16 protein-coding genes are annotated in these 23,736 nt (G+C 72.8%); 8 read left to right on the forward strand and 8 right to left on the reverse strand.

What is annotated here, in order from left to right:
- Positions 1 to 45 precede the first annotated feature (45 nt).
- Entirely contained in the window at positions 46 to 1,071 is a 1,026-nt protein-coding gene (locus A8713_RS21895) for an ATP-dependent 6-phosphofructokinase (RefSeq protein WP_064535323.1), read from the forward strand.
- A gap of 28 nt (positions 1,072 to 1,099) precedes the next feature.
- On the opposite strand, the gene A8713_RS21900 is transcribed toward A8713_RS21895, so the two are convergent.
- From A8713_RS21900 to A8713_RS21910, 3 genes are all read right to left on the reverse strand, one after another.
- Complete coding sequence (locus A8713_RS21900) at positions 1,100 to 1,795, reverse strand: XRE family transcriptional regulator (protein WP_237305440.1); 696 nt, start codon at positions 1,793 to 1,795, stop codon at positions 1,100 to 1,102.
- A 127-nt stretch (positions 1,796 to 1,922) separates the two neighbouring features.
- On the reverse strand, positions 1,923 to 2,585 hold the full coding sequence (locus A8713_RS21905; RefSeq protein ID WP_064535324.1) for a response regulator: 663 nt from the start codon (positions 2,583 to 2,585) through the stop codon (positions 1,923 to 1,925).
- A 134-nt stretch (positions 2,586 to 2,719) separates the two neighbouring features.
- Positions 2,720 to 4,504: an ATP-binding protein gene (locus tag A8713_RS21910; RefSeq protein ID WP_064535325.1), complete on the reverse strand. Its 1,785-nt coding sequence runs from the start codon at positions 4,502 to 4,504 to the stop codon at positions 2,720 to 2,722.
- Between the two features lie 128 nt (positions 4,505 to 4,632).
- Here A8713_RS21910 and A8713_RS21915 point away from each other — a divergent pair, with 128 nt between their 5' ends.
- The gene (locus A8713_RS21915) at positions 4,633 to 6,102 is read left to right on the forward strand and encodes a cation:dicarboxylate symporter family transporter (RefSeq protein ID WP_107440817.1); all 1,470 of its coding nucleotides are present in this window, start codon (positions 4,633 to 4,635) and stop codon (positions 6,100 to 6,102) included.
- 224 nt (positions 6,103 to 6,326) lie between these two features.
- Here A8713_RS21915 and A8713_RS21920 read toward each other — a convergent pair whose 3' ends face one another.
- On the reverse strand, positions 6,327 to 6,944 hold the full coding sequence (locus tag A8713_RS21920) for a TetR/AcrR family transcriptional regulator (protein WP_064535327.1): 618 nt from the start codon (positions 6,942 to 6,944) through the stop codon (positions 6,327 to 6,329).
- A gap of 130 nt (positions 6,945 to 7,074) precedes the next feature.
- Between A8713_RS21920 and A8713_RS21925 the strand changes: the two genes are divergently transcribed.
- The 5 genes from A8713_RS21925 (at position 7,075) to A8713_RS21945 (ending at position 12,957) form a co-directional block, all read left to right on the forward strand.
- Entirely contained in the window at positions 7,075 to 8,760 is a 1,686-nt protein-coding gene (locus A8713_RS21925) for an MFS transporter (RefSeq protein ID WP_064535328.1), read from the forward strand.
- A gap of 139 nt (positions 8,761 to 8,899) precedes the next feature.
- A complete protein-coding gene (locus A8713_RS21930; RefSeq protein ID WP_064535329.1) occupies positions 8,900 to 9,664 on the forward strand; it encodes a DUF2127 domain-containing protein in 765 nt (254 codons plus the stop codon).
- 137 nt (positions 9,665 to 9,801) lie between these two features.
- Positions 9,802 to 10,230 carry a MerR family transcriptional regulator gene (locus A8713_RS21935; protein ID WP_037891113.1) on the forward strand — a complete coding sequence of 143 codons (429 nt, stop codon included), beginning with the start codon at positions 9,802 to 9,804 and terminating at the stop codon, positions 10,228 to 10,230.
- Positions 10,230 to 10,562, forward strand: coding sequence for a thioredoxin family protein (locus tag A8713_RS21940; RefSeq protein WP_026253175.1), 333 nt, complete (start codon positions 10,230 to 10,232; stop codon positions 10,560 to 10,562). Before A8713_RS21935 ends, A8713_RS21940 begins: the two co-directional genes overlap by 1 nt.
- Before the next feature lie 124 nt (positions 10,563 to 10,686).
- On the forward strand, positions 10,687 to 12,957 hold the full coding sequence (locus A8713_RS21945; protein ID WP_064535330.1) for a HelD family protein: 2,271 nt from the start codon (positions 10,687 to 10,689) through the stop codon (positions 12,955 to 12,957).
- Between the two features lie 4 nt (positions 12,958 to 12,961).
- Here the strand turns inward: A8713_RS21945 and glgB are convergent, their stop codons facing one another.
- The 4 genes from glgB to A8713_RS21970 all read right to left on the reverse strand — a co-directional run bounded on the left by glgB (position 12,962) and on the right by A8713_RS21970 (position 20,698).
- A complete protein-coding gene (glgB, locus tag A8713_RS21950; protein WP_443069740.1) occupies positions 12,962 to 15,214 on the reverse strand; it encodes a 1,4-alpha-glucan branching enzyme in 2,253 nt (750 codons plus the stop codon).
- A 59-nt stretch (positions 15,215 to 15,273) separates the two neighbouring features.
- Positions 15,274 to 16,674, reverse strand: coding sequence for a maltokinase N-terminal cap-like domain-containing protein (locus tag A8713_RS21960; protein WP_064535333.1), 1,401 nt, complete (start codon positions 16,672 to 16,674; stop codon positions 15,274 to 15,276).
- Between the two features lie 89 nt (positions 16,675 to 16,763).
- A complete protein-coding gene (treS, locus tag A8713_RS21965) occupies positions 16,764 to 18,482 on the reverse strand; it encodes a maltose alpha-D-glucosyltransferase (protein WP_064535334.1) in 1,719 nt (572 codons plus the stop codon).
- Positions 18,479 to 20,698, reverse strand: a complete 2,220-nt coding sequence (locus tag A8713_RS21970; RefSeq protein ID WP_079159074.1) for an alpha-1,4-glucan--maltose-1-phosphate maltosyltransferase — start codon at positions 20,696 to 20,698, stop codon at positions 18,479 to 18,481. The genes treS and A8713_RS21970 overlap by 4 nt, the downstream gene beginning before the upstream one ends.
- A 335-nt stretch (positions 20,699 to 21,033) precedes the next feature.
- Here A8713_RS21970 and A8713_RS21975 point away from each other — a divergent pair, with 335 nt between their 5' ends.
- On the forward strand, positions 21,034 to 23,706 hold the full coding sequence (locus A8713_RS21975; RefSeq protein ID WP_064535335.1) for a glycosyltransferase family 1 protein: 2,673 nt from the start codon (positions 21,034 to 21,036) through the stop codon (positions 23,704 to 23,706).
- The last annotated feature ends 30 nt before the right edge of the window (positions 23,707 to 23,736 follow it).

Genomic DNA, 23,736 nt, shown 5'->3' on the forward strand with positions numbered 1-23,736 from the left:
CGGACCGGATCACCGGTGTCAACAGTGGGCAGGAGACACAGCACGATGCGTATCGGAGTTCTCACGGCAGGCGGCGACTGTCCGGGGCTGAACGCGGTGATCCGGTCGGTGGTGCACCGAGCGGTCACGGCCTACGGCGACGAGGTCATCGGCTTCGAGGACGGCTACGCGGGCCTGCTCGACGGGCGCTACCGCGAGCTGGACCTCAACGCCGTCAGCGGCATCCTCGCCCGCGGCGGCACCATCCTCGGCTCCTCCCGGCTGGAGCGCGACCGGCTCCGCGAAGCCTGCGAGAACGCCTCCGACATGATCCACCGCTTCGGCATCGACGCGCTCATCCCGATCGGCGGCGAGGGCACCCTGACCGCCGCGCGGATGCTGTCCGACGCCGGGCTGCCGGTGGTGGGCGTGCCCAAGACCATCGACAACGACATCTCCTCCACCGACCGCACCTTCGGCTTCGACACCGCCGTCGGCGTCGCCACCGAGGCGATGGACCGCCTGAAGACCACCGCCGAGTCCCACCAGCGGGTCATGGTCGTCGAGGTCATGGGCCGGCACGCGGGCTGGATCGCCCTGGAGTCCGGCATGGCCGCCGGCGCCCACGGCATCTGCCTGCCCGAGCGCCCCTTCGACCCGGCCGACCTGGTCAAGATGGTCGAGGAGCGCTTCGCCCGCGGCAAGAAGTTCGCCGTGATCTGCGTCGCCGAGGGCGCCCACCCCGCCGAGGGCAGCATGGACTACGGCAAGGGCGCGATCGACAAGTTCGGCCACGAGCGCTTCCAGGGCATCGGCACGGCCCTGGCGTACGAGCTGGAGAAGCGGCTCGGCAAGGAGGCCAAGCCGGTCATCCTCGGCCACGTCCAGCGCGGCGGCGTCCCCACCGCCTACGACCGCGTCCTCGCCACCCGCTTCGGCTGGCACGCGGTGGAGGCGGCGCACCAGGGCCACTTCGGCCGCATGACCTCGCTGCGCGGCACCGACATCGTGATGGTCCCGCTCGCCGAGGCCGTCACCGAACTGAAGACGGTGCCGAAGGACCGCATGGACGAGGCCGAGTCGGTCTTCTAGGACCCGGCGGGACCCGTGGAGGGGGCGGCTACGGAGCCGCCTCCACCCGGGTCCAGAAGTGTTCCACGATCCGGTCGAGGAAGTCCCGGCCGGCGTCGCCCGCCTCCCCGGCCGCGCTGCCCGCGGCCCAGCTGAGCGAGGCGACCATCTGCCCCTGGTAGTCCTGGTGCAGGGCCTGGAGGGCCTGTTCCAGGAGCTGCCGCTCGAGCGGCACCACCTTGGCGACCGGGCGCACGTACCCCTGCCAGCGGGTGCCGACGGCGCTGCGCAGCAGCTCGGCCAGGTGCTCCTCGCGCCCGGTGACGGCCACGAAGTCGGGCAGGTCCAGGGCGAGCGCCCCGGCCAGCGCCGCCGTCTGCCGCTCGGTGCCGCGCCACTCCTCGCGCTCCTCCATCCGCAGATAGCGGGGGAGTTCGAGACCCACGGCACGGGCCACGTCCTCCGGCCGCAGCCCCCGGGCGATGCGGTGCTCGCGCAGCGTGCGCGGGCGCGCGATCAGATCACCCGGCGCGCACCACAGCGCCCCGGCCAGCGCCGCAAGCTCGGGTCCCGAGGGCGCGGCGGACCCGCGTTCCCAGGCGATCACCAGGTCGGGGGTGACGTACGGCAGCCCGTAGGAGACCCGCATGCCGTGGGCGACGTGCTCGGGGCCCATGCCGAGGGCGGCGCGGATCCGGCGGGCGGCGGGGGCGTCGAAGGGGAGGGCGGGCGGTGGTCGGTGCACGGCCACAACGTAGGAGCCCGCGGGGCCGCTGACCACGGGCCGTTCCCACAGGATCACGGGTTGTACGAACCTACGGGCGCCCGGTCCCGGTTCCTCCGGGACGGCCGTCGCGGCGCCCCGGCGCGGCTCACCGGCCCGGCACCCACCGGTACACCAGCTCCGGGCGGCCCACCTGTCCGTACAGCGGACGCCGGGCGGCGCGGCCGGCGTCCACCAGATGCTCCAGATAGCGGCGGGCCGTGATCCGCGAGATGCCGACCGCCTCGGCGAGACCGGCCGCCGTCAGGCCCTCCCCGGCGTCGCGCAGCGCGCCCGTCACCCGTTGCAGGGTCGGGGCGCTCAGGCCCTTGGGCAGCGCCGCCGGGCCGGGCGCGCGCAGCGCGGCGAGCGCCCGGTCGACCTCCTCCTGGCCGCCCGCCTCACCGGCCGCCGCACGGAACTCCGCGTAGCGGACCAGCCGGTCCCGCAGCGTGGCGAAGGTGAACGGCTTCAGGACGTACTGCACCACGCCGAGCGAGACGCCCTCCCGCACCACCGCCAGGTCCCGGGCCGAGGTCACCGCGATCACGTCCGCGTGGTGGCCGGCGGCCCGCAGCGAGCGGGCGAGCTGGAGGCCGTGCACGTCCGGCAGGTGCAGATCCAGGAGGAGCAGGTCCACCGGCGTGCGTTCCAGCGCCCGGCGGGCCTCGGCGCCGGTGTGCGCCTTGCCGACGGCGGTGAAGCCCGGCACCCGGCCCACGTACAGGACATGGGCGTCCGCCGCGACCGGGTCGTCCTCCACGACCAGCACCCGGATCGGCGGCTGCGCCGGCGGCGGACCGCCCGGCCCCTCCGGCCCGCCTGTCGCGTCCGGACCGCCGGGCCCGCCCGGTCGTCCCCGCGGATGCCCGTGTCCCCGGGCTCGTCTGCCGGTGCCGTCGTCCGTCATGCCCCGCGTCCCGCCTGTCCCGCTCGCTGTGATCGTGTCGCCTGCCCGGCCGGTGTCCGGCCGGCGCCGTCGTCCGTACGGGCCCCGGGCACGCCGTCGGTGGCGGGACCGGCCGGACCGGCCGGACCGGCGGGCCCGCTCAGCGGGAGCCGGGCCGCGAACGCCGCGCCGCCCTCCGCGGCCGCCGCCACCGTCAGCGTGCCCCGGTGCCGCTGCACCGCCTGCCGGGCCAGCGCGAGCCCGAGCCCCCGGCCGCCGGGACCGGTCGGCTTGGTCGAGTAGCCGCGCTGGAAGACCAGGTCCGTGTGGTCGGGGTCGACGCCCGGACCGCTGTCGGCGACCCGCAGCAGCAGTTCGCCGCCCTCGCCGCCCTCTCCGCCCTCTCCGCGCTTCCCGCCCTCTGCCCTCACCGTCACCGTCACCCGGGCCCGCGCACCGCCCTGGGCCGCGTCCACCGCGTTGTCGATGAGGTTGCCGAGGATCGTCACCAGGTCGCGGGAGGGCAGGGCGGCGGGCAGCAGTCCGTCGTCCAGACCGCTGTCCTCGGACACCATCAGCTCCACGCCCCGCTCGTTGGCCTGCGCGGTCTTGCCGAGCAGCAGCGCGGCCAGCACCGGTTCACCGACCGCGGCGACCACCTGGTCGGTCAGGGCCTGGGCCAGCTCCAGCTCCGCCGTGGCGAACTCCACCGCCTCCTCGGCGCGGCCCAGCTCGATCAGCGACACCACCGTGTGCAGCCGGTTCGCCGCCTCGTGCGCCTGCGAGCGCAGCGCCTGGGTGAAACCGCGCTCCGAGTCCAGCTCGCCCATCAGCGACTGGAGCTCGGTGACATCGCGCAGGGTGACCACCGTGCCCCGGCGCTCGCCGCCGGAGACCGGGGAGGTGTTCACCACCAGGACCCGTGAGTCCGTGAGGTGCACCTCGTCCACCCGCGGCTCGGACGCCAGCAGGGCCCCGGTCAGCGGAGCGGGCAGCCCGAGCCCGGCCACCGAGCGGCCCACCACCTCCGCCTCGCCGCTGGCGCCGCCCACCCCGAGCAGTTCCCGGCCGCCGTCGTTGATGAGGGCCACCCGGTAGTGCGCGTCCAGCATCAGCAGCCCCTCGCGCACCGCGTGCAGCGCCGCCTGGTGGTAGTCGTGCATCCGGCTCAGCTCGTCCGCGTTCATCCCGTGGGTGTGCCGGCGCAGCCGCGCGTTGATGACGTACGTGGCGACCGCGCCCAGCGCCAGGATGCCCGCCGCGACCCCGAACAGCGCCGTGACCTGCTCCCGCACCCGCCGGCTGATCGCCTCCACCTTGATCCCGGCGCTGACCAGCCCGACGACGCGCCCGTCGGCGTCCTCGACGGGGGTGACCGCGCGGACGGAGGGGCCCAGGGTGCCGGTGTACGTCTCGGTGAAGGACTCGCCGTGCCGGGCGCGGGAGATGTTGCCGAGGAAGGGGCGGCCGATCTCGCCGGGCTCCGGGTGGGTCCAGCGGATGCCCTGCGGCGTCATGATCGTCACGAAGTCGACACCCGTGTCCCGCTGCACCCTCAGCGCGTACGGCTGGAGCAGCGCGGTGGGGTCCGCGGTGCCGATCGCGGACCGTACCGAGGGGGAGTCGGCGATGGAACGGGCCACCGCCGTGGTCTGCCGGCGGGCCGCGCTCTCGGCCTGGCCGCGGTCGCTGACGAAGGCGAACAGCGCATATCCGGCCACGACGAGCGCCAGCAGCACGGCCTGCATGGCGAAGAGCTGGCCCGCCAGGCTGCGAGGTCTCGGGAGGACGGTCAGGCGCATGCCGTTCAGTCTGCCTCCGAGCCATGGCGTGAACTAAATGAACGGAAGGGTGACCGCCCTCACACGAGAGGAGATAGTCGCCGCATCCCCGAATTCCCCCGGACGTGAGCCGCACGCCGGTGATGCCGATGACGTCGTCAAGGAGGGCCGCCGTGACCAGCACAGCCGATACGGCACCTGCCGCGCCCGCAGCAGGGCCCGGCCCCGCAGCCAAGCGGGACCGCACCCACTATCTCTACCTGGCGGTCATCGCCGCGGTGGTCCTCGGTGTCGCCGTCGGGTTCGCCGCGCCGGACACCGCCAAGGAACTGAAGCCGCTGGGCACCGGCTTCGTGAACCTGATCAAGATGATGATCTCCCCGATCATCTTCTGCACGATCGTGCTGGGCGTCGGTTCGGTGCGCAAGGCGGCCAAGGTCGGCAAGGTGGGCGGCCTCGCCCTCGGCTACTTCATCGCCATGTCGTTCGTCGCGCTGGCCATCGGCCTGGTGATCGGCAACCTGGTCCACCCGGGCAGCGGCATGCACCTCACCGAGGCCGTCAAGGGCGTCGGCCACGCCCAGGCGGACGCCGCCAAGGAGGGCCCGGTCGACTTCGTGCTCGGGATCATCCCGACCACGCTGGTGTCGTCCTTCACCGAAGGTGAGGTGCTCCAGACCCTGCTGGTCGCGCTGCTCGTCGGGTTCGCGCTCCAGGCCATGGGCCGCAAGGGCGAGCCGGTGCTGCGCGGGGTGGAGCACATCCAGCGGCTGGTCTTCCGCATCCTCGCCATGATCATGTGGGCCGCGCCCATCGGTGCCTTCGGCGCCATGGCCGCCGTCGTGGGCGAGACGGGCGTCGACGCCCTGAAGGCGCTCGCCACGATCATGTTCGGCTTCTACGTCACCTGTCTGCTCTTCGTGATCGTGGTGCTCGGCGCCATGACGCGGCTGGTGGCCGGGGTCAACATCTTCCAGCTGCTGAAGTACCTGGGCCGGGAGTTCCTGCTCATCCTGTCCACGTCCTCGTCGGAGTCCGCGCTGCCCCGGCTGATCGCCAAGATGGAGCACCTGGGCGTGAGCCGCCCGGTCGTCGGCATCACCGTGCCGACCGGCTACTCCTTCAACCTCGACGGCACCATGATCTACCTGACCATGGCCTCGCTGTTCATCGCGGACGCCATGGACCAGCCGCTCTCCCTCGGCCAGCAGATCACCCTGCTGCTGTTCATGATGATCGCCTCCAAGGGCGCGGCGGGCGTCACCGGCGCCGGTCTGGCCACGCTCGCCGGTGCCCTCCAGTCCCACAAGCCCGCCCTGGTGGACGGCGTCGGCCTCATCGTCGGCATCGACCGCTTCATGAGCGAGGCCCGCGCCCTCACCAACTTCGCGGGCAATGCCGTCGCCACCCTGCTGATCGGCACCTGGACCGGCGAGGTCGACCAGGACCGGGTGCGGCGGGTGCTCGCGGGGGACCTGCCCTTCGACGAGCGGACGCTGCTCGACGACTCCGGCGACTCCGATGACTCCGGCGACTCCGGCCACTCCGGTACGGCCGCGGCCGGTTCCGGACTGCCCGAGCAGCGCGAGGACGGCGGGAAGGAACTCGCCAAGGCATGAGGCACTGACGCCCTCGTACGCCCTCCGCTCCCTCCGTACGTCCCCCGTACGTCCCCCGTACGTCCCCTGCTCCGGACGCCCGGCTCTGCCTGAACCCGGGCCGGGCGTCCGGCCACCCGAGAGCCGCCGAGCGGCCGAGCCCCTCTCCCCCGTCGGGCCCGGCCGCTCGGCTTTTCGCGCGCCCGGGGCCGGGCCCCGCCACCTCCCCCTGGGGGACCGGCCGTTCAGCCGCTCAGCCGGGCGACCAGCGCCTCCGCCCCCGCGGCCGGCATCCCCGCCGAGGTGAGGACGGTGACGGCCGCCGAACGCCCCGCGTCGGGCGCCGCGAGCAGACCGTCGTTCACCGCCTCCATCAGCGCGAACATCACCTGTTCGTGGACGTAGGCGAGGGCGGCGGCGGGCAGCGGCGAGCTGAAGACGCCCTCGTCGAGACCGTTCTGGAGGACCTCCGCGCAACTGGCGCGCACGGGCGTCAGGCGCTCGCGGATGCCCTGCATGGTGACCGTGCGCTGGGCGAGCGCCACCAGCAGCCGGTAGCGGTCGGCGATGGGCCAGATCCCCAGCACGGAACGCGCCAGCGCCTCCGCCGGGTCGGCGGCGCCCGCGCGTCCGGCGGCGTGCGCGTCCGCCAGCGTCTGCACGGCGTCGTCGACGAGCGTGCTGATCAGCGCCTCGCGGCTGGGGAAGTGCCCGTACACCGTGCGCCGTACCACCCCCGCGGCGCGCGCGATCTGGTCCATGGACGCGTCGGGGTCGCGCAGCAGCTCGGCGAGGGCGACGTCGAGGATGCGGCGTCGATTGGCGTCGGCGCGCGTGGTGTTACCCGTGGTCATGGCTGACATTGTGCCCTCCTCGCGACTTGCACAGCCCTGTGCAACGACGTACATTGCACATCGTTGTGCAACTGCACAGCTCTGTGCAAGTAGTTGTCGTGCACGTCTCGTCGCGCACCCGAGGAAGGCGACCCCTGCCATGCGACTCGTCATGACCGAACCGGTCGGACCGACGGACCGCCCCTACGCCCGGCGCTGGTGGGCGCTCCTGGTGCTCTGCCTGAGCCTGCTGATCATCGTGATGGCCAACACCGCCCTCACGGTCGCCGCCCCCGACATGACCCGCGACCTGGGCCTGTCCGGCGCCGACCTGCAATGGGTGATCGACGGCTACACCGTCCCGTACGCGGCCCTGATGCTGCTGCTCGGCGCGATCGGCGACAAGTACAGCCGCCGCGGCGCGCTCGTCCTCGGCCTCGTCGTCTTCGGCGGCGGCGCCGTCTTCGGCTCACTGGCCGACAGCGCCGCCACCGTCATCGCGGCCCGCGCGGTCATGGGCGTCGGCGCGGCGCTGATCATGCCCGCCACGCTCTCCCTGCTGGCCGCGACCTTCCCGCGCGCCGAGCGCGCCAAGGCCATCACCCTGTGGACCGCCACCGCCGGACTCGCCATCGCGGCCGGACCGGTCGTCGCCGGAGCGCTGCTGAAGAACCACGGCTGGGCCTCGACGTTCCTGATCAACGTGCCCATCGCCGCCGTCGCCCTGGTCGCGGCCTTCGTCCTCGTCCCGCCGTCCCGGGCCGGGCACCACGACCGCATCGACTACGTCGGCGGAGCGCTCTCCGTGCTGTGGATCGGCGCGCTGGTCTACATGATCATCGAGGGGCCGCACTTCGGCTGGGACGCCAAGGCGGTCACCGCCGCCGTCGTCGCGGGCGCGGGCCTGGTGGCCTTCGTCCTGTGGGAGCTGCGCCACCCGCGCCCCATCCTGGACGTACGCCGCTTCACCGGCCGCCGCTTCGCGGGCTCCAACCTCGCCGTCGCCCTGTTCTTCCTGGCCGTCTTCGGCGCCTTCTACTACCTCACCCAGCACCTTCAGTTCGTCCTCGGCTACGACGCCCTCGCCACCGGTGTGCGCATGCTGCCGCTGGCCGGAGCGGTCTTCGCCGGCTCCGCCCTCACCGGCTACCTCACCCCGCGCGTCGGCATGAAGTGGACGGTCACCGCGGGCATGGTCGGCGGCACCGTCGCCCTCGCCCTGCTCACCCGGGTCGACGGCACCTCCTCCTACGGCGACTTCGTGGCCCCGCTGATCGTGCTCGGCCTGGCCATCGGCCTCGCCCTCTCGCCCTGCACCGACGCCATCATGGGCGCCTTCCCCGAGTCCGAACTCGGCGTCGGCGGCGCCGTCAACGACACCTCGCTGGAACTCGGCGGCTCGCTCGGCATCGCCATCCTCGGCTCGCTGCTGTCCACCTCGTACTCCGGCCACCTCGCCGACGCGACCGAGGGCGGCAAGCTCCCGGCGGACACCCTGGCCACCGCCCAGGACTCGGTCGGCGCCGGCTACGCCGTCGCCCAGGGCATCGGCGACAAGGCCCAGCAGCTCGCCGAACGCGCCGCCCACACCGCCGACCCGCAGCAGGCCGCCCAGCTCAAGGCCCAGGCGCAACAGCTCGTCGAGGGCGCCCGGCAGATGAAGGACGCGGTCGGCTCCTCCTTCGCCGACGCCGTCTCCCACACCAGCCTGATCGGCGCCGTCATCCTCGGCGCGGGCACCCTCGCGGTGGCCCTGCTGCTGCCCCGCGGCACCCACCGCGACCAGGATCCGGCCGCGGCGGAGCAGACGGAGGCGGAGAACCCCGAGGTCGGCGCCCTGAACTGAAACGCCCCCGTCGGCGTCTCTCACCGGGATGCACTACCGTGCCGTGCCGTGCCGGATCACCGTCCGGCACGGCACGCTCGCGTGAGCGGGCGGCCGGCACACAGCGGCAGACGCAGACACAGATGGAGGGCAACGGGGGATGGCGATCGACTGGGACCGGCGCACCTGCGCGCGCAAGGGCCATGTGACCTACGCGCCGGACGACCCCCGGCTGCGCATCCGGCTGCACGCCGACACCCCGCTCGGCGAGGTCTGGCGCTGCCTGCGCTGCGGCGACTTCGTCCTCGGCGAGCCGCACGGCTCGGGCCCGGCCGCAGACGCCCCGCTGGTGCCGCGCGGCAAGGTGCTGCGGGACCTGTTCATCCTGCGCTTCCTGGCCCTGGAACGGGTCGTGCGCGGCGTCTTCATCGTCCTCGTCGCGGTCGCCGTCTGGAAATTCAGCAACAGCCAGGACGCGGTACGCCGCCTCTTCAACGAGTACCTGGACGTCTTCCGTCCCGTCTTCAGGCACTTCCACTACGACCTCGACCATTCACCGGTCGTCGGCACCATCCAGAAGACCTTCGGCTACAAGCACTCCACCCTGCTTCTGGTCGCCGGACTCCTGCTCGCCTACGCCCTGATCGAGATCATCGAGGCGGTCGGCCTCTGGTACGCCAAACGCTGGGCCGAATACCTCACGGTGGTCGCCACCGCCGCCTTCCTCCCGCTGGAGATCTACGAACTCACCGAGCACATCAGCGCCGTGAAGATCACCACCCTCACCCTCAACATCCTCGCCGTCCTCTACATCGCCCTCACCAAACGCCTCTTCGGCCTCCGCGGCGGCCGCAGAGCCTTCGACGAGGAACGCCACAGCGCGTCCCTGCTGGAAGTGGAGCACTCGGCGGGGGTGCTGGTCTGAGCCAGGCCGAGGACAGGGGAGCGCGCATCCGTGCCAGTGGCCACCGTCCGAGGCGTCGCTCCACCGCCGTGGGACCAGCCGTCCACCGGGCGGGCTCTCTTGCCTTGACGCAGACGTCAAGCCGTACCGTCGGGGACATGCGAATCGGTGAGCTGGCCGAGCGGGCCGGGACCACGGCGCGGGCGTTGCGGTACTACGAGTCGCGGGGGCTGCTGCCCGCGCGGCGGGATGCGCAGGGGTACCGGACGTACGACGAGCGGGATCTGGAGCTGCTGCGGCAGATCAGGACGTTGCGGGACTTCGGGTTCGAGCTGGAGGAGACGCGGCCGTTCGTGGAGTGTCTGCGGGCCGGGCATCCGGAGGGGGACGCGTGTCCGGCGTCGCTGGTGGTGTACCGGCGCAAGCTGGCCGAGCTGGACGCGCTGATCGGTGAGCTGACGGCGGTGCGGGCGCAGGTCGGGGCGCAGTTGGCGCGGGCCGAGCGGGCGCGGGACGGGCTGGCCGCCGATGCGCTGGTTCCGGGGGGTCCGGAGCCGTTGTGCGAGCTGGGAGGGCACGAGCGGTGATCAAGCAGGTGGCGGGCGTGGAGGAAGTGACCGACGCGGACTTCGGGGAGCGGGTGCTGGGGGCGGATCTGCCGGTGCTGGTGCAGTTCACGGCCGAGTGGTGCGGGCCGTGCCGGCAGCTGGCGCCGGTGCTGGGGGCCGTCGCCTTCGAGGAGGGCGACCGGCTGAAGATCGTCCAGCTGGACGTGGACCGCAATCCGGAGACGACGATCCGGTACGGAGTGCTGGGCACGCCGACGCTCATGGTCTTCCGGGACGGGGAGCCGGTGCGCTCGATGGTGGGCGCGCGGCCCAAGCGGCGGCTGCTGGAGGAGCTGGCCGACGTGCTCTGACGGGAGGGCGAGGGCAACAGAAAATCCCCTGGGCAATTGCGCCCGGGGGATTGCTTTGCGTATATTCGGTGGTTCGCGACTTCACGAGGAATGTGTTCGCGGAGAAGTGCAGTGACCACAGTATATGCGGGCGGGAGCTGAATTGTCAAACACCGGCTTTTCTGACGAGGAATTGCGTCGGGAACAGGAATTCATCGACGGGCTGTACCGGCTCGTCGACGCGCTGCGCGGTGACACCGAGGCCGGCGTCGCGGACGCCCTCGCCCAGGGCGACACGCCCCTCCAGGCCCGGCTGGAGCGGGACATCCTGGTCGCCGAGCGCTCCGGGCTGCTCGCCGCGCTGAACGCCGTGGACGGCTCGCTCTGCTTCGGCCGGATCGACCTGAACGACGGCGCCACCCACCACATCGGCCGGATCGGGGTGCGCGCGGACGACGCCGAGCGCACCCCGGTCCTGATCGACTGGCGGGCGGACGTGGCCCGGCCCTTCTACCTGGCCACCGGCCACACCCCGATGGGTCTGCGCCGCCGCAGGCACCTGACCACCGAGGGCCGCCGGGTCACCGCCCTGCACGACGAGATCCTCGACCTGGGCGACGCCACCCGCACCGGGCACGAGGACCCGACCGGCGACGCGGTGCTGCTCGCCGCGCTCGACTCCGCGCGCACCGGACGGATGGGCGACATCGTGCGCACCATCCAGGCCGACCAGGACCGCATCATCCGCGCCCCGCACCGCGGTGTGCTGGTCGTCGAGGGCGGCCCCGGCACCGGCAAGACCGCCGTCGCGCTGCACCGGGCCGCCTATCTGCTCTACGAGCACCGCGAACTGCTCGCCCGGCGGGCCGTGCTGATCGTGGGCCCCAACCCGGCGTTCCTCGGCTACATCGGCGAGGTGCTGCCCTCGCTCGGCGAGACCGGTGTGCTGCTGGCGACCGTGGGCGAGCTGTTCCCCGGGGTGAAGGCGACGGCGACCGACACGCCCGAGGCGGCGGCCGTCAAGGGCCGCGCCGACATGGCCGGTGTGCTCGCGGCCGTCGTACGCGACCGGCAGGCGCTGCCCGACCCGGTGCTCGCCATCGAGCACGACCGCGAGGTCCTGATGCTCGACGACGGCCTGGTGCGGGTGGCCCGCGAGCGCACCCGCGCCGCGAAGCTGCCGCACAACGTGGCGCGCGAGCACTTCGAGGGCCACATCCTCAACACGCTCACCGACATGGTCGCCGAGCGCATCGGCACCGACCCCTACGACGGCTCGAATCTGCTCGACGCCAGCGACATCACCCAGATCCGCGACGAACTCGCCGAGAACCCGGAGGTCTGGTCGGCCATCGACCTGCTGTGGCCCCGGCTCACCCCGCGCCGCCTGGTCGCGGACTTCCTCGCCGCGCCGGAGGGCTACGTCTGCGACGAGGACGCCGCCGCGATCCGCCGTCCGGTCACCCGGGCGTGGACCGTCGCGGACGTACCGCTGCTCGACGAGGCCGCCGAACTGCTCGGCGAGGACGACCGGGTGGCCCGCGCCCGCGCCGAACGCGAACGCGAGAACCAGGTGGCGTACGCGCAGGGCGTGCTGGACGTCTCCTACGCCTCGCGGACCTACGAGTTCGACGACAAGGACGAGGAGGACTCCGAGGTCCTGTCCGCGCACGACATCATCGACGCCGAGCGGTTCGCCGAGCGGCAGGAGGAGGACGACCACCGCAGCGCCGCCGAGCGCGCGGCGGCCGACCGCACCTGGGCGTTCGGGCACATCATCGTCGACGAGGCGCAGGAGCTGTCCCCGATGGCCTGGCGGCTGCTGATGCGGCGCAGCCCGACCCGCTCGATGACCCTCGTCGGCGACCCCGCGCAGACCGCGGAGGCGGCCGGTGTCGGCTCCTGGGCGGACATCCTGCGGCCGTATGTCGAGGACCGCTGGGAGCACACCCGGCTGGGCGTCAACTACCGTACGCCCGCCGAGATCATGGACCTGGCGGCGGCCGTGGTACGCGCCGAGAACCCGGAGTTCACCCCGCCCAGCTCGGTGCGCTCCACCGGCGTACGCCCCTGGGTGCGCGCCACCGGCGACCTGCCCGGCGCGGTGGCGAAGGCCGTCGCCGAACTCACCCCGGACGAGGGCCGGCTCGCCGTGATCGCCCCGCGCGACCTGCACCGCCGCCTGGCCGCCCGGCTGGACGGCGTCACCGCGGGCGCGGAGCCCGACCTGACCCGCACGGTCGTCCTCCTCGACCCGCGCCAGGCCAAGGGCCTGGAGTTCGACTCCGTCCTGGTCGTCGAGCCCGGCCGCTACGGCACCAGCGACCTGTACGTGGCCCTGACCCGCGCGACCCAGCGGCTGGGGGTGCTGCACACCGGCGCGCTGCCGCGGGCGCTGGCGGACGCCGCCGGATGAGCGCTCACGCCGGGCTCAGCCACACCGTCGCCAGGGGTGGCAGGGTGAGGCGGACGGATGCCGGGCGGCCGTGCCAGGGGGTGGGGGAAGGGGTGAGCGGGTCCGGGTGGGTGACGCCGCTGCCGCCGTAGCGGGTGGCGTCGGTGTTGAGGGTCTCGCGCCAGGCGGGCACCTCGGCGGGGACGCCGAGGCGGTAGTCGTGGCGGACGACCGGGGAGAAGTTGGACACGGCGAGCAGCGGGGTGCCGTCGGCGGCGCGGCGCAGGAAGGCGAGCACGTTGTCGTCGGCCGCGTCGCTGGTGATCCACTCGAAGCCGTCGGGGTGGGCGTCCCGCTCCCACAGGGCCGGGGTCGCGCGGTAACGGGAGTTGAGGTCGCGGACCAGGTCCAGCACGCCCCGGTGGTCGGCGGCGGCGCCGTAGGACAGATCGAGCAGCCACCAGTCCGGGCCGCGCTCCTCGGACCACTCGGTGCCCTGGGCGAACTCCTGGCCCATGAAGAGGAGTTGCTTGCCGGGGTGGGACCACATGAAGGCGAGGTAGGCGCGCAGGTCGGCCCGCTGCCGCCACCAGTCGCCCGGCATCTTGGACACCAGCGACTTCTTGCCGTGCACCACCTCGTCGTGGGAGAGGGGCAGCACGTAGTTCTCGCTGTAGGCGTACACCATGGAGAAGGTCATCTCCCCGTGGTGGTGGGCGCGGTGCACGGGGTCGTGGCTCATGTACTGGAGCGAGTCGTGCATCCAGCCCATGTTCCACTTCAGCCCGAAGCCCAGGCCGCCGAAGCCGGACGGACCGCGGTGGTGCGTGGCCCGGGTGACGCCGTCCCAGGCGGTGGACTCCTCGGCGACGGTCACCACACCGGGCACCCTTCGGTACACGGTGGCGTTCATCTCCTGGAGGAACGCCACCGCGTCCAGGTTCTCCCGGCCGCCGTGCTCGTTGGGCGTCCACTGCCCCGGCTCGCGTGAGTAGTCGAGGTAGAGCATCGAGGCGACCGCGTCCACCCGCAGCCCGTCGATGTGGAACTCCTCGCACCAGTACACCGCGTTGGCGACGAGGAAGTTGCGCACCTCGCGGCGGCCGAAGTCGAACTCCAGGGTGCCCCAGTCGGGATGGGCGGCCCGCAGCGGGTCGGAGTGCTCGTACAGCGGGCGCCCGTCGAACTCGGCCAGCGCCCACGCGTCGCGCGGGAAGTGCGCGGGCACCCAGTCCACGATGACGCCGATGCCCGCCCGGTGCAGCGCGTCCACCAGATACCTGAAGTCGTCCGGCGTGCCCAGCCGCGCGGTGGGCGCGTAGAAACCGGTGACCTGGTAGCCCCAGGAGCCGCCGAAGGGATGCTCGGCGACCGGCATCAGCTCCACGTGCGTGAAGCCCAGGTCCGCGACGTACGCGGGCAGTTGGTCCGCCAGTTGACGGTACGTCAGGCCCGGTCGCCAGGACGGCAGGTGCAGCTCGTACACCGAGAACGGCGCCTCGTGCGCGGGCCGTTCGCCGCGCCGCGCCAGCCACTCCGCGTCGCCCCACTCGTAGTGCGAGGCGTGCACGACGGAGGAGGTGGCCGGCGGGACCTCGGTGCGCCGCGCCAGCGGATCGGCGCGCAGCGTCCGCGTCCCGTCCGGCCGGGTGATCTCGAACTTGTACAGCTCGCCCTCCCCGACACCGGGCACGAACAGCTCCCACACCCCGGTGCCGCCCAGCGACCGCATCGGGTACGCGGTGCCGTCCCAGAAGTCGAAGCCGCCGGCCACCCGCACGCCCCGCGCGTCGGGCGCCCACACCGTGAACCGGGTGCCCTCGACGCCCTGGTGGGTCATCGGCTCGGCGCCGAGCGCCCGCCACAGCTCCTCGTGCCGCCCCTCGCCGATCAGATGCAGATCCAGCTCGCCGAGCGCGGGCAGGAAGCGGTACGGGTCCTCGGCGCGCACCACGGACCCCTCGTACGCCACCTCCAACCGGTACTCCGGCACCTCCCGCAGCGGCAGCAGCCCCGAGAAGAAGCCCTGCCCGTCGTGGGTCAGCTCCAGCTGGAGGTCACCGGCCAGGACGGCGACGCCGAGCGCGTACGGGCGCAGCGCCCGCACCGCGACGCCCCCGGGCACGGGGTGCGCGCCGAGCACGGAGTGCGGATCGTGGTGGGTGCCGGCGAGCAGCCGCTCGCGGTCCTCGGTGCCGAGGGCGGCGGACACCGCCCGCGCGGGCGCCCCGGGCTGCTGCTGCGGGACCGGACCACGGGCGGGGGGACGGGCAGTCACGTGCGGGGCCTCCTCGAAGAGAGCGGCGGGGCCGGGCCGGGCGGGGCGCGGCGGGCGGGTCAGGCGGCGGAGCCGGGGTCCGAGGCCAGGCGGCGCACCGCCGCGAGCGGCACCGGCAGCCAGTCGGGGCGGTGCCGGGCCTCGTAGACGACCTCGTAGACCGCCTTGTCGGTCTCGCAGGCCCGCAGCAGCACCGGGTCCGTGCGCGGGTCGCGGCCGCCGCCCTCCGCGTACCCGGCGCAGTACGCGGCACGGCAGGCCGCCGCCCAGCGCGGGGCCGGCGGGCCGCCCGCCGAGTGCGCCGCGTAGTCGAAGGAGCGCAGCATCCCCGCGACGTCCCGGACCACGGGCTGGGCCATCCGCCGCTCGGCCAGCGGTCTGGCCGGCTCGCCCTCGAAGTCGATCAGCGACCACCGGCCGGCCGGGGAGCGCAGGCACTGCCCCAGGTGCAGGTCGCCGTGGATGCGCTGGGCGGTCCAGGTGTGGCCCTCGGCCGCCAGGTCGGCCAGCGCCTCGTAGGCGGTGTGCAGCCCCGGGGCGTGGGGCCGCAGCGCCGGGACCGCCTGGGCCGCCGCCTCCAGGCGTTCGGCCATGGCGTCGACCAGCGCGGTGAGCTGGAGCCGGGCCAGGCTGACCGTGGGCAGCGCGCGGGCCAGCGCCCCGTGCACCTCGGCCGTGGCGCGGCCCAGCGCCCGCGCCTCGGCGGTGAAGTCCTCGCCCTTGGCCAGCTCGCGCAGCGCCAGCTCCCAGCCGTCCGTTGCGCCCCGCACGAAGGGCTGGAGCACCCCGAGGACGTACGAGTCCTCCCCGACGTCGGCGGTCATCCACGCGGTGGGCGCCGGGACGCGCGGGCAGCCCTCGCGGGCCAGCGCGAGCGGCAGTTCCAGATCGGGGTTCACCCCGGGCAGCACCCGGCGGAACAGCTTCAGGATGAAGGCGTCCCCGTAGACCACCGACGAGTTGGACTGCTCGGCGGTGACCACGCGCGGGACCAGGTCGGCGCGTATCTCCGCGCGCCGCTCACAGCGCAGCCCGCCGATGCGGGCCCGGGTGCGCAGGGCCTCCAGGATCACCTCGGCGGGCCGGGGGTCGTACAGCGCCTCGTACACGGTGCGCCCGGCGAGCGGGCCGTCGTGGACATGGCCGATGAGCGCGGGCGCCAGTCTGGGGGGCAGCGCCTCGCGCACACCTATGAGCAGCTGGTAGCAGTCGCCGGGGTGCGGGACGCCGCCGGGGGCGGGGGAGGGCGGCTGGTGGGCGCGGACCAGCAGGTGGTAGAGGCCGAGCCTGCCGTCGAGCGGGAGCAGCTCGGTGGCCGTGACCAGGGAGAATCCGGTGACCGGGCGGCCCTTGCCCGCGAACCAGCGCTGCCGGGGCAGCCACTCGCGCAGCAGCGGGTCCAGGGACGCGAGGAGGCCGGCGCTGCCGGCGGTGACAGAGCGTGTGACGGCTTGCGACATGGCTTCCGACATGGCGTCGCGTCCAATCGCTGGTCGAGTGTGACTCACGCGTGCCCGCGTGCGGGGCGGCGGAAACCGCCCCGCAGGCCCTAGACGGCCTCCTTGCGCAGCCGGAACCAGTAGAAGCCGTGTCCCGCCAGCGTCAGCAGGTACGGCAGCTCGCCGATGGCCGGGAAGCGCACGCCGCCGAACAGCTCGACCGGGTGCCGTCCGAGGAAGGCGCTCAGGTCGACCTCCGTGGGCTGGGCGAAGCGGGAGAAGTTGTGCACGCACAGCACGAGGTCGTCGTCTCCTTCCCCGTTCGGGGGGGCTTCGCGGAGGAAGGCGAGGACGGCGGGGTTGGAGGAGGTGAGTTCGGTGTAGGTGCCGAGTCCGAAGGCGGGGTTCTGCTTGCGGATCTCGATCATGCGGCGGGTCCAGTGCAGCAGCGAGGAGGGGGAGGACATGGATGCCTCGACGTTGGTGACCTGGTAGCCGTAGACGGGGTCCATGATCGTGGGGAGGTAGAGGCGGCCGGGGTCGCTGGAGGAGAAGCCGGCGTTGCGGTCGGGGGTCCACTGCATGGGGGTGCGTACGGCGTCGCGGTCGCCGAGCCAGATGTTGTCGCCCATGCCGATCTCGTCGCCGTAGTAGAGGATCGGGCTGCCGGGCAGGGACAGGAGCAGGGCGGTGAAGAGTTCGATCTGGTTGCGGTCGTTGTCCAGGAGGGGGGCCAGGCGGCGGCGGATGCCGATGTTGGCGCGCATGCGGGGGTCCTTGGCGTACTCGGCCCACATGTAGTCGCGCTCCTCGTCGGTGACCATCTCCAGGGTCAGCTCGTCGTGGTTGCGCAGGAAGATCCCCCACTGGCAGTGCGCGGGGATCGCCGGGGTCTTCGCCAGGATCTCCGAGACCGGGTAGCGGCTCTCGCGCCGCACCGCCATGAAGATCCTCGGCATCACCGGGAAGTGGAACGCCATGTGGCACTCGTCGCCGCCGGCGCTGTAGTCGCCGAAGTAGTCGACGACGTCCTCCGGCCACTGGTTCGCCTCGGCCAGCAGCACCGTGTCCGGGTACTGGCTGTCGATCTCCTTGCGCACCCGCTTGAGGAAGGCGTGCGTGGCCGGGAGGTTCTCGCAGTTGGTGCCCTCCTGCTGGTACAGGTAGGGCACCGCGTCGAGGCGGAATCCGTCGATGCCGAGATCCAGCCAGAACTTCAGCGCCGAGATCATCTCCTCCTGCACGGCCGGGTTCTCGTAGTTCAGATCCGGCTGGTGCGAGAAGAAGCGGTGCCAGTAGTACTGCTTGCGTACCGGGTCGTACGTCCAGTTGGACGCCTCGGTGTCCACGAAGATGATGCGGGCACCCTGGTACTGCTTGTCGTCGTCGGCCCAGACGTAGTAGTCGCCGTACGGTCCGTCGGGATCCCTTCTGGACTCCTGGAACCAGGGGTGCTGGTCGCTGGTGTGGTTCATGACGAAGTCGATGATGACGCGCATGCCGCGCTGGTGGGCGGCGTCGACGAACTCGACGAAGTCGGCGAGGTCGCCGAAGTCGGGCAGCACGGCGGTGTAGTCGGAGACGTCGTAACCGCCGTCTCTCAGCGGTGACTTGAAGAACGGCGGGAGCCAGAGGCAGTCCACGCCGAGCCACTGGAGGTAGTCCAGTTTGGCGGTCAGGCCCTTCAGGTCGCCGATGCCGTCGCCGTTGCTGTCCTGGAAGGAGCGGACCAGGACCTCGTAGAAGACGGCGCGCTTGAACCACTCAGGGTCGCGGTCCTGGGCGGGAGTGTCCTCGAAGGTGTCCGGAACGGGCTCGTTGACGATCATGTTGTGGGTGACCCTCCGATCTGCGGGGTGGACGGTCGCAGGACGGTGAGCACGTGCGCGGGCCGATGCCCCGGCTCCAGTCGCACATAGTTGGCCCTGCCCCAGTGATAGGTCTCGCCGGTCAGCTCGTCGCGCACCGGCACCGACTCGTGCCATTCCAGGCCGAGTTGCGGCATGTCCAACGAGACCGTGGCCTCCTGGGTGTGGTGCGGATCGAGGTTGGCGACCACCAGAACCGTGTTCGATCCGCTCCGCTTGGAGTAGGCGATCACCTCGTCCTTGTCCACGTGGTGGAAGTGCAGGTCGCGCAGCTGGTGCAGGGCCGGACTGCGGCGCCGGATGTCGTTGAGGCGGGTGATGAGGGGGGTGATGGTGCGGCCCTCGCGTTCGGCGGTGTCCCAGTCGCGTGGTCTGAGCTGGTATTTCTCGGAGTGGAGGTATTCCTCGCCGCCCTGTGTGAGGGGGGTGTTCTCGCAGAGTTCGTAGCCGCTGTAGATGCCCCAGGAGGGGGAGAGGGTGGCGGCGAGGACGGCGCGGACCTCGAAGGCGGGGCGGCCGCCGTGCTGGAGGTAGGCGTGGAGGATGTCGGGGGTGTTGGGGAAGAGGTTGGGGCGCATGTAGGCGGCCGCCTCGCCCGACAGTTCCGTCAGGTAGTCGGTGAGTTCCTGTTTCGTGGTGCGCCAGGTGAAGTAGGTGTAGGACTGCTGGAAGCCGATCTGGGCGAGGGTGTGCATCATCGCGGGGCGGGTGAATGCCTCGGCGAGGAAGATGACGTCGGGGTCGGTGGTGTTGATGTCGCCGAGGACGCGTTCCCAGAAGGCGACGGGTTTGGTGTGGGGGTTGTCGACGCGGAAGATGCGGACGCCGTGGTGCATCCAGTGGCGGACGATGCGGACGGTCTCGGTGACGAGGCCGTCCATGTCGGTGTCGAAGGCCAGGGGGTAGATGTCCTGGTATTTCTTGGGGGGGTTCTCGGCGTGGGCGATGGTGCCGTCGGGGCGGTGGTGGAACCACTGGGGGTGTTTGTGGACCCAGGGGTGGTCGGGGGAGCACTGGAGGGCGAGGTCGAGGGCGACTTCGAGGCCGAGTTCGCGGGCGCGGGCGGTGAAGTGGTCGAAGTCGTCGAGGGTGCCCAGGCGGGGGTGGACGGTGTCGTGGCCGCCTTCGGGTGAGCCGATGGCCCAGGGGACGCCGACGTCGTGGGGGCCGGCGGTGAGGGTGTTGTCGGGGCCTTTGCGGTGAGTGGTGCCGATGGGGTGGACGGGGGGGAGGTAGACGACGTCGAAGCCCATGGCGGCGATGGCGGGCAGGCGGCGTTCGGCGGTGCGCAGGGTGCCGTGGGGCTGGTCGGGGGTGCCTTCGGAGCGGGGGAAGAACTCGTACCAGGCGCTGTAGAGGGCGCGTTCGCGTTCGACCTGGAGCGGGAGCGGCTGGGAGGCGGTGACCAGGTCGCGCAGGGGGTGGCGGGCCAGGACCGCGTCCACCTCCGGCGTCAACGCCGCCGACAGCCGGGACGCGGCCGGGCGCCGAGTGTCCCGCAGCGCCTCCTCGGCGGCCAGCACGGTGTCCCGCTCCGGGCCCTTCGGCACTCCGGCGGCGGCCCGCCCGTACAGCAGCGCGCCCTCGGTCAGCACCAGCTCGGTGTCGATCCCGGCCGGGATCTTGATGCGGGCGTGCCGCCGCCAGGTGGTGACGGGGTCGGCCCATGCCTCGACGTGGTAGGTCCAGCGGCCGGTCGCGGTCGGGGTGACCTCGGCGCCCCAGCGGTCGGTGCCCGGGGCCAGCTCGCGCATCGGCGTCCACGGCCCCGGCCGGCCCGCCGGATCGCACAGCACCACGTTCGCCGCGACCGCGTCGTGCCCCTCGCCGAACACGGTGGCGGTGACCTGGAAGGACTCCCCGGTCACCGCCTTGGCGGGCCTGCGGCCGTGCTGGACGACCGGCCGCACGTCGAGGACGGGGATCCGTCCGACGGCGGTGGGCGCGACTTCGGGCGCGGTCTCCGGTGCGTCCTTCGGCGCGGCCGGTGGCGGGGGCGCGGCCTCCTCCGGGACGGCCGGGACGGCCGGATCCTCCGAGGCCGCTTGAGCCGCCTGGGCCGTCCGGGCCGCCTGAGCTGTCTGTTCCTCGGGGGCGGGCGGGCCCGCCGCGCGGGGGCGCCGGGTGCCTTTCCTGCCGCCTGCCGGGGATGGTGCCGGGTGCTGCCTGCTGGGCATGACCGCTCCTGTCCGCATCAACGAGGGTGTGGGCGGATGTGCGTGGGGGAGGTGGGTCCTGCGGGGTCCGTCTTCCGGGTGTACCGGAAGAGTTTGGGCGTACCGCAGGAGCCTTCCCACCCCCTTCGGGTGAGCAATCCGGGACTTTGTTAACTACCCGCGCGTATGTCCACACACAAAGTTGGCCTCGTCTTGAGCCACCCGGCGGCGCCGAGCGCGGCGGCATCCGTACGGTCACCGGTACGGTGCTGTGTGACGGGGCGCACAGTGCCGTGCGTCCTGGCGGCGAAGCGCACCGTGCCGTGCGTCCATCAGCGAACGCGCCGAGGTGGAATGTGAAGGCGATCCGTCGGTTCACCGTCCGTCCCGTTCTCCCCGAACCCCTACGACCGCTCAGCGAGCTGGCCCGCAATCTGCGCTGGTCATGGCATGCGGAGACGCGCGACCTCTTCCAGTCCGCGGACCCGGAGCACTGGGCCTCCTGCGGCGGCGACCCGGTCCGCCTGCTGGGCTGTGTGCCCCCGGCCCGGCTGGCGGAGCTGGCCGCCGACCGGCGCTTCCTGCGCCGGCTGACCGCCGCCGCCGACGACCTGCGCGACTACCTGACCGGCGAGCGCTGGTACCAGGCGCAGCCCGCGGGACTGCCCGCCGGCATCGCCTACTTCTCTCCCGAGTTCGGCATCACCGCGGCCCTGCCGCAGTACTCCGGCGGCCTCGGCATCCTCGCGGGCGACCATCTCAAGGCCGCCAGTGACCTGGGCGTACCCCTGATCGGGGTCGGGCTGCTGTACCGGCACGGATACTTCCGGCAGTCCCTGTCCCGGGACGGCTGGCAGCAGGAGCACTACCCGGTCCTGGACCCCAACGAGCTGCCCGTCACGCAGCTGCGCGAGGCCGACGGCAGCCCTGCCAGGGTCTCGCTCGCCCTGCCCCGCGGCAGGGCCCTGCACGCCCGGATCTGGCTGGCCCAGGTTGGCCGGATCCCGCTGCTCCTCCTCGACTCCGACGTCGAGGAGAACGACCTCGGCGAGCGCCAGGTGACCGACCGGCTGTACGGAGGGGGCAGCGAGCACCGTCTGCTCCAGGAGATGCTGCTGGGTATAGGAGGGGTGCGTGCGGTGCGGACGTACTGCCGGCTCACCGGGCATCCCGGGCCGGAGGTGTTCCACACCAACGAGGGACACGCGGGCTTCCTCGGCCTGGAGCGGATCGCGGAGCTGGGCGACCAGGGCCTGGACTTCGACGCGGCCCTGGAGGCGGTGCGCGCGGGCACGGTCTTCACCACCCACACGCCCGTCCCGGCCGGCATCGACCGCTTCGACCGGGAGCTGGTCGCCCGGCACTTCGGGCCCGACGCCGAGCTGCCCCGCATCGACGTCGAACGCGTCCTCGGGCTGGGCATGGAGACCTACCCGGGCGGCGAGCCGAACCTGTTCAACATGGCGGTGATGGGGCTCAGGCTCGCCCAGCGCGCCAACGGGGTGTCCCTGCTGCACGGGCAGGTCAGCCGGGAGATGTTCGCCGGCCTCTGGCCGGGCTTCGGGCCCGAGGAGGTGCCGATCACCTCGGTCACCAACGGGGTGCACGCCCCGACCTGGGTGGCGCCCGAGGTGTTCCGGCTCGGCGCCCGGCAGATCGGCGCCCAGCGGGCCGAGGACGCGCTGTCCGTGGGCGGCTCCGACCGCTGGGACTCGGTGGCCGACATCCCCGACGAGGACATCTGGGAGCTGCGCCGCGAGCTGCGCGAGCAACTGGTGAGCGAGGTGCGCCACCGGGTGGCGGCGGCCTGGCGGCAGCGCGGCGCGGGCCCGGCCGAGCTGGGCTGGGTCGACGGCGTGCTGGATCCCGAGGTGCTGACCATCGGCTTCGCGCGCCGGGTCCCCTCGTACAAGCGGCTCACGCTGATGCTGCGCGACCGGGACCGGCTGATGGACCTGCTGCTGCACCCCGAGCGGCCGGTGCAGATCGTGGTCGCGGGCAAGGCGCACCCGGCGGACGACGGCGGCAAGCGGCTCATCCAGGAGCTGGTGCGCTTCGCCGACGACCCGCGGGTGCGGCACCGGATCGTGTTCCTGCCGGACTACGGCATGGCGATGGCGCAGAAGCTGTACCACGGCTGCGACGTCTGGCTGAACAATCCGCTGCGCCCGCTGGAGGCGTGCGGCACCTCCGGGATGAAGGCCGCGCTCAACGGCTGCCTCAACCTGTCGGTGCTGGACGGCTGGTGGGACGAGTGGTATCAGAGCGACTTCGGCTGGGCCGTTCCGACCGCGGACGGCGGCTCGCCGCTGCCCGCGACGGCGGGGGCGGAGGCCGATCACCGCGACGAGGTCGAGGCCGCCGCGCTGTACGAGCTGCTGGAGCGGCGCATCGCGCCCCGCTTCTACGAGCGCGGCCGGGCCGGGCTGCCCGACCGCTGGATCGAGATGGTCCGCAGGACGCTGACCCTGCTGGGACCGAAGGTGCTGGCCGGACGCATGGTCCGGGAGTACGTCGAGCGGCTGTACACCCCGGCCGCGCACGCGCACCGCGCCCTGGACGCCTCGGCGGCGCGTGAGCTGGCGGCCTGGAAGGCGCGGGTGCGGGCGGGCTGGCACGAGGTGAGCGTCGACCATGTGGAGACGTCCTGCCCGCCGGCCGAGCGCACCGGGCGGTCCGCGTCCACGGCCACCGCGGAGCTGGGCGCGACCCTGGGGCTGCGGGTGCGGGTCGGTCTCGGACCCCTCGGCCCCGAGGACGTGCAGGTGCAGGCGGTGTCCGGGCGGGTCGACGAGGAGGACCGGATCACGGACCCGTCCGTGGTCGCGCTGAAACCGGCGGGCGCCCCCGACGCGGACGGCCGCTGGGTCTTCGAGGGCCCGCTCTCGCTCGACCGCACCGGCCCCTACGGCTACACCGTCCGGATCCTCCCGGACCACCGCCTGCTCGCCTCGCCCGCCGAACTCGGCCTGGTCACGGTGCCGCCGCAGGACGCGGGCGGCGACGGGGCGGGGGTGCTGCTGCGCTGAAACGGCGCGGGCGGAACGGGCCGGCGGGCG

Source organism: Streptomyces sp. SAT1 (genome assembly GCF_001654495.1).
GTDB lineage: Bacteria > Actinomycetota > Actinomycetes > Streptomycetales > Streptomycetaceae > Streptomyces > Streptomyces andamanensis.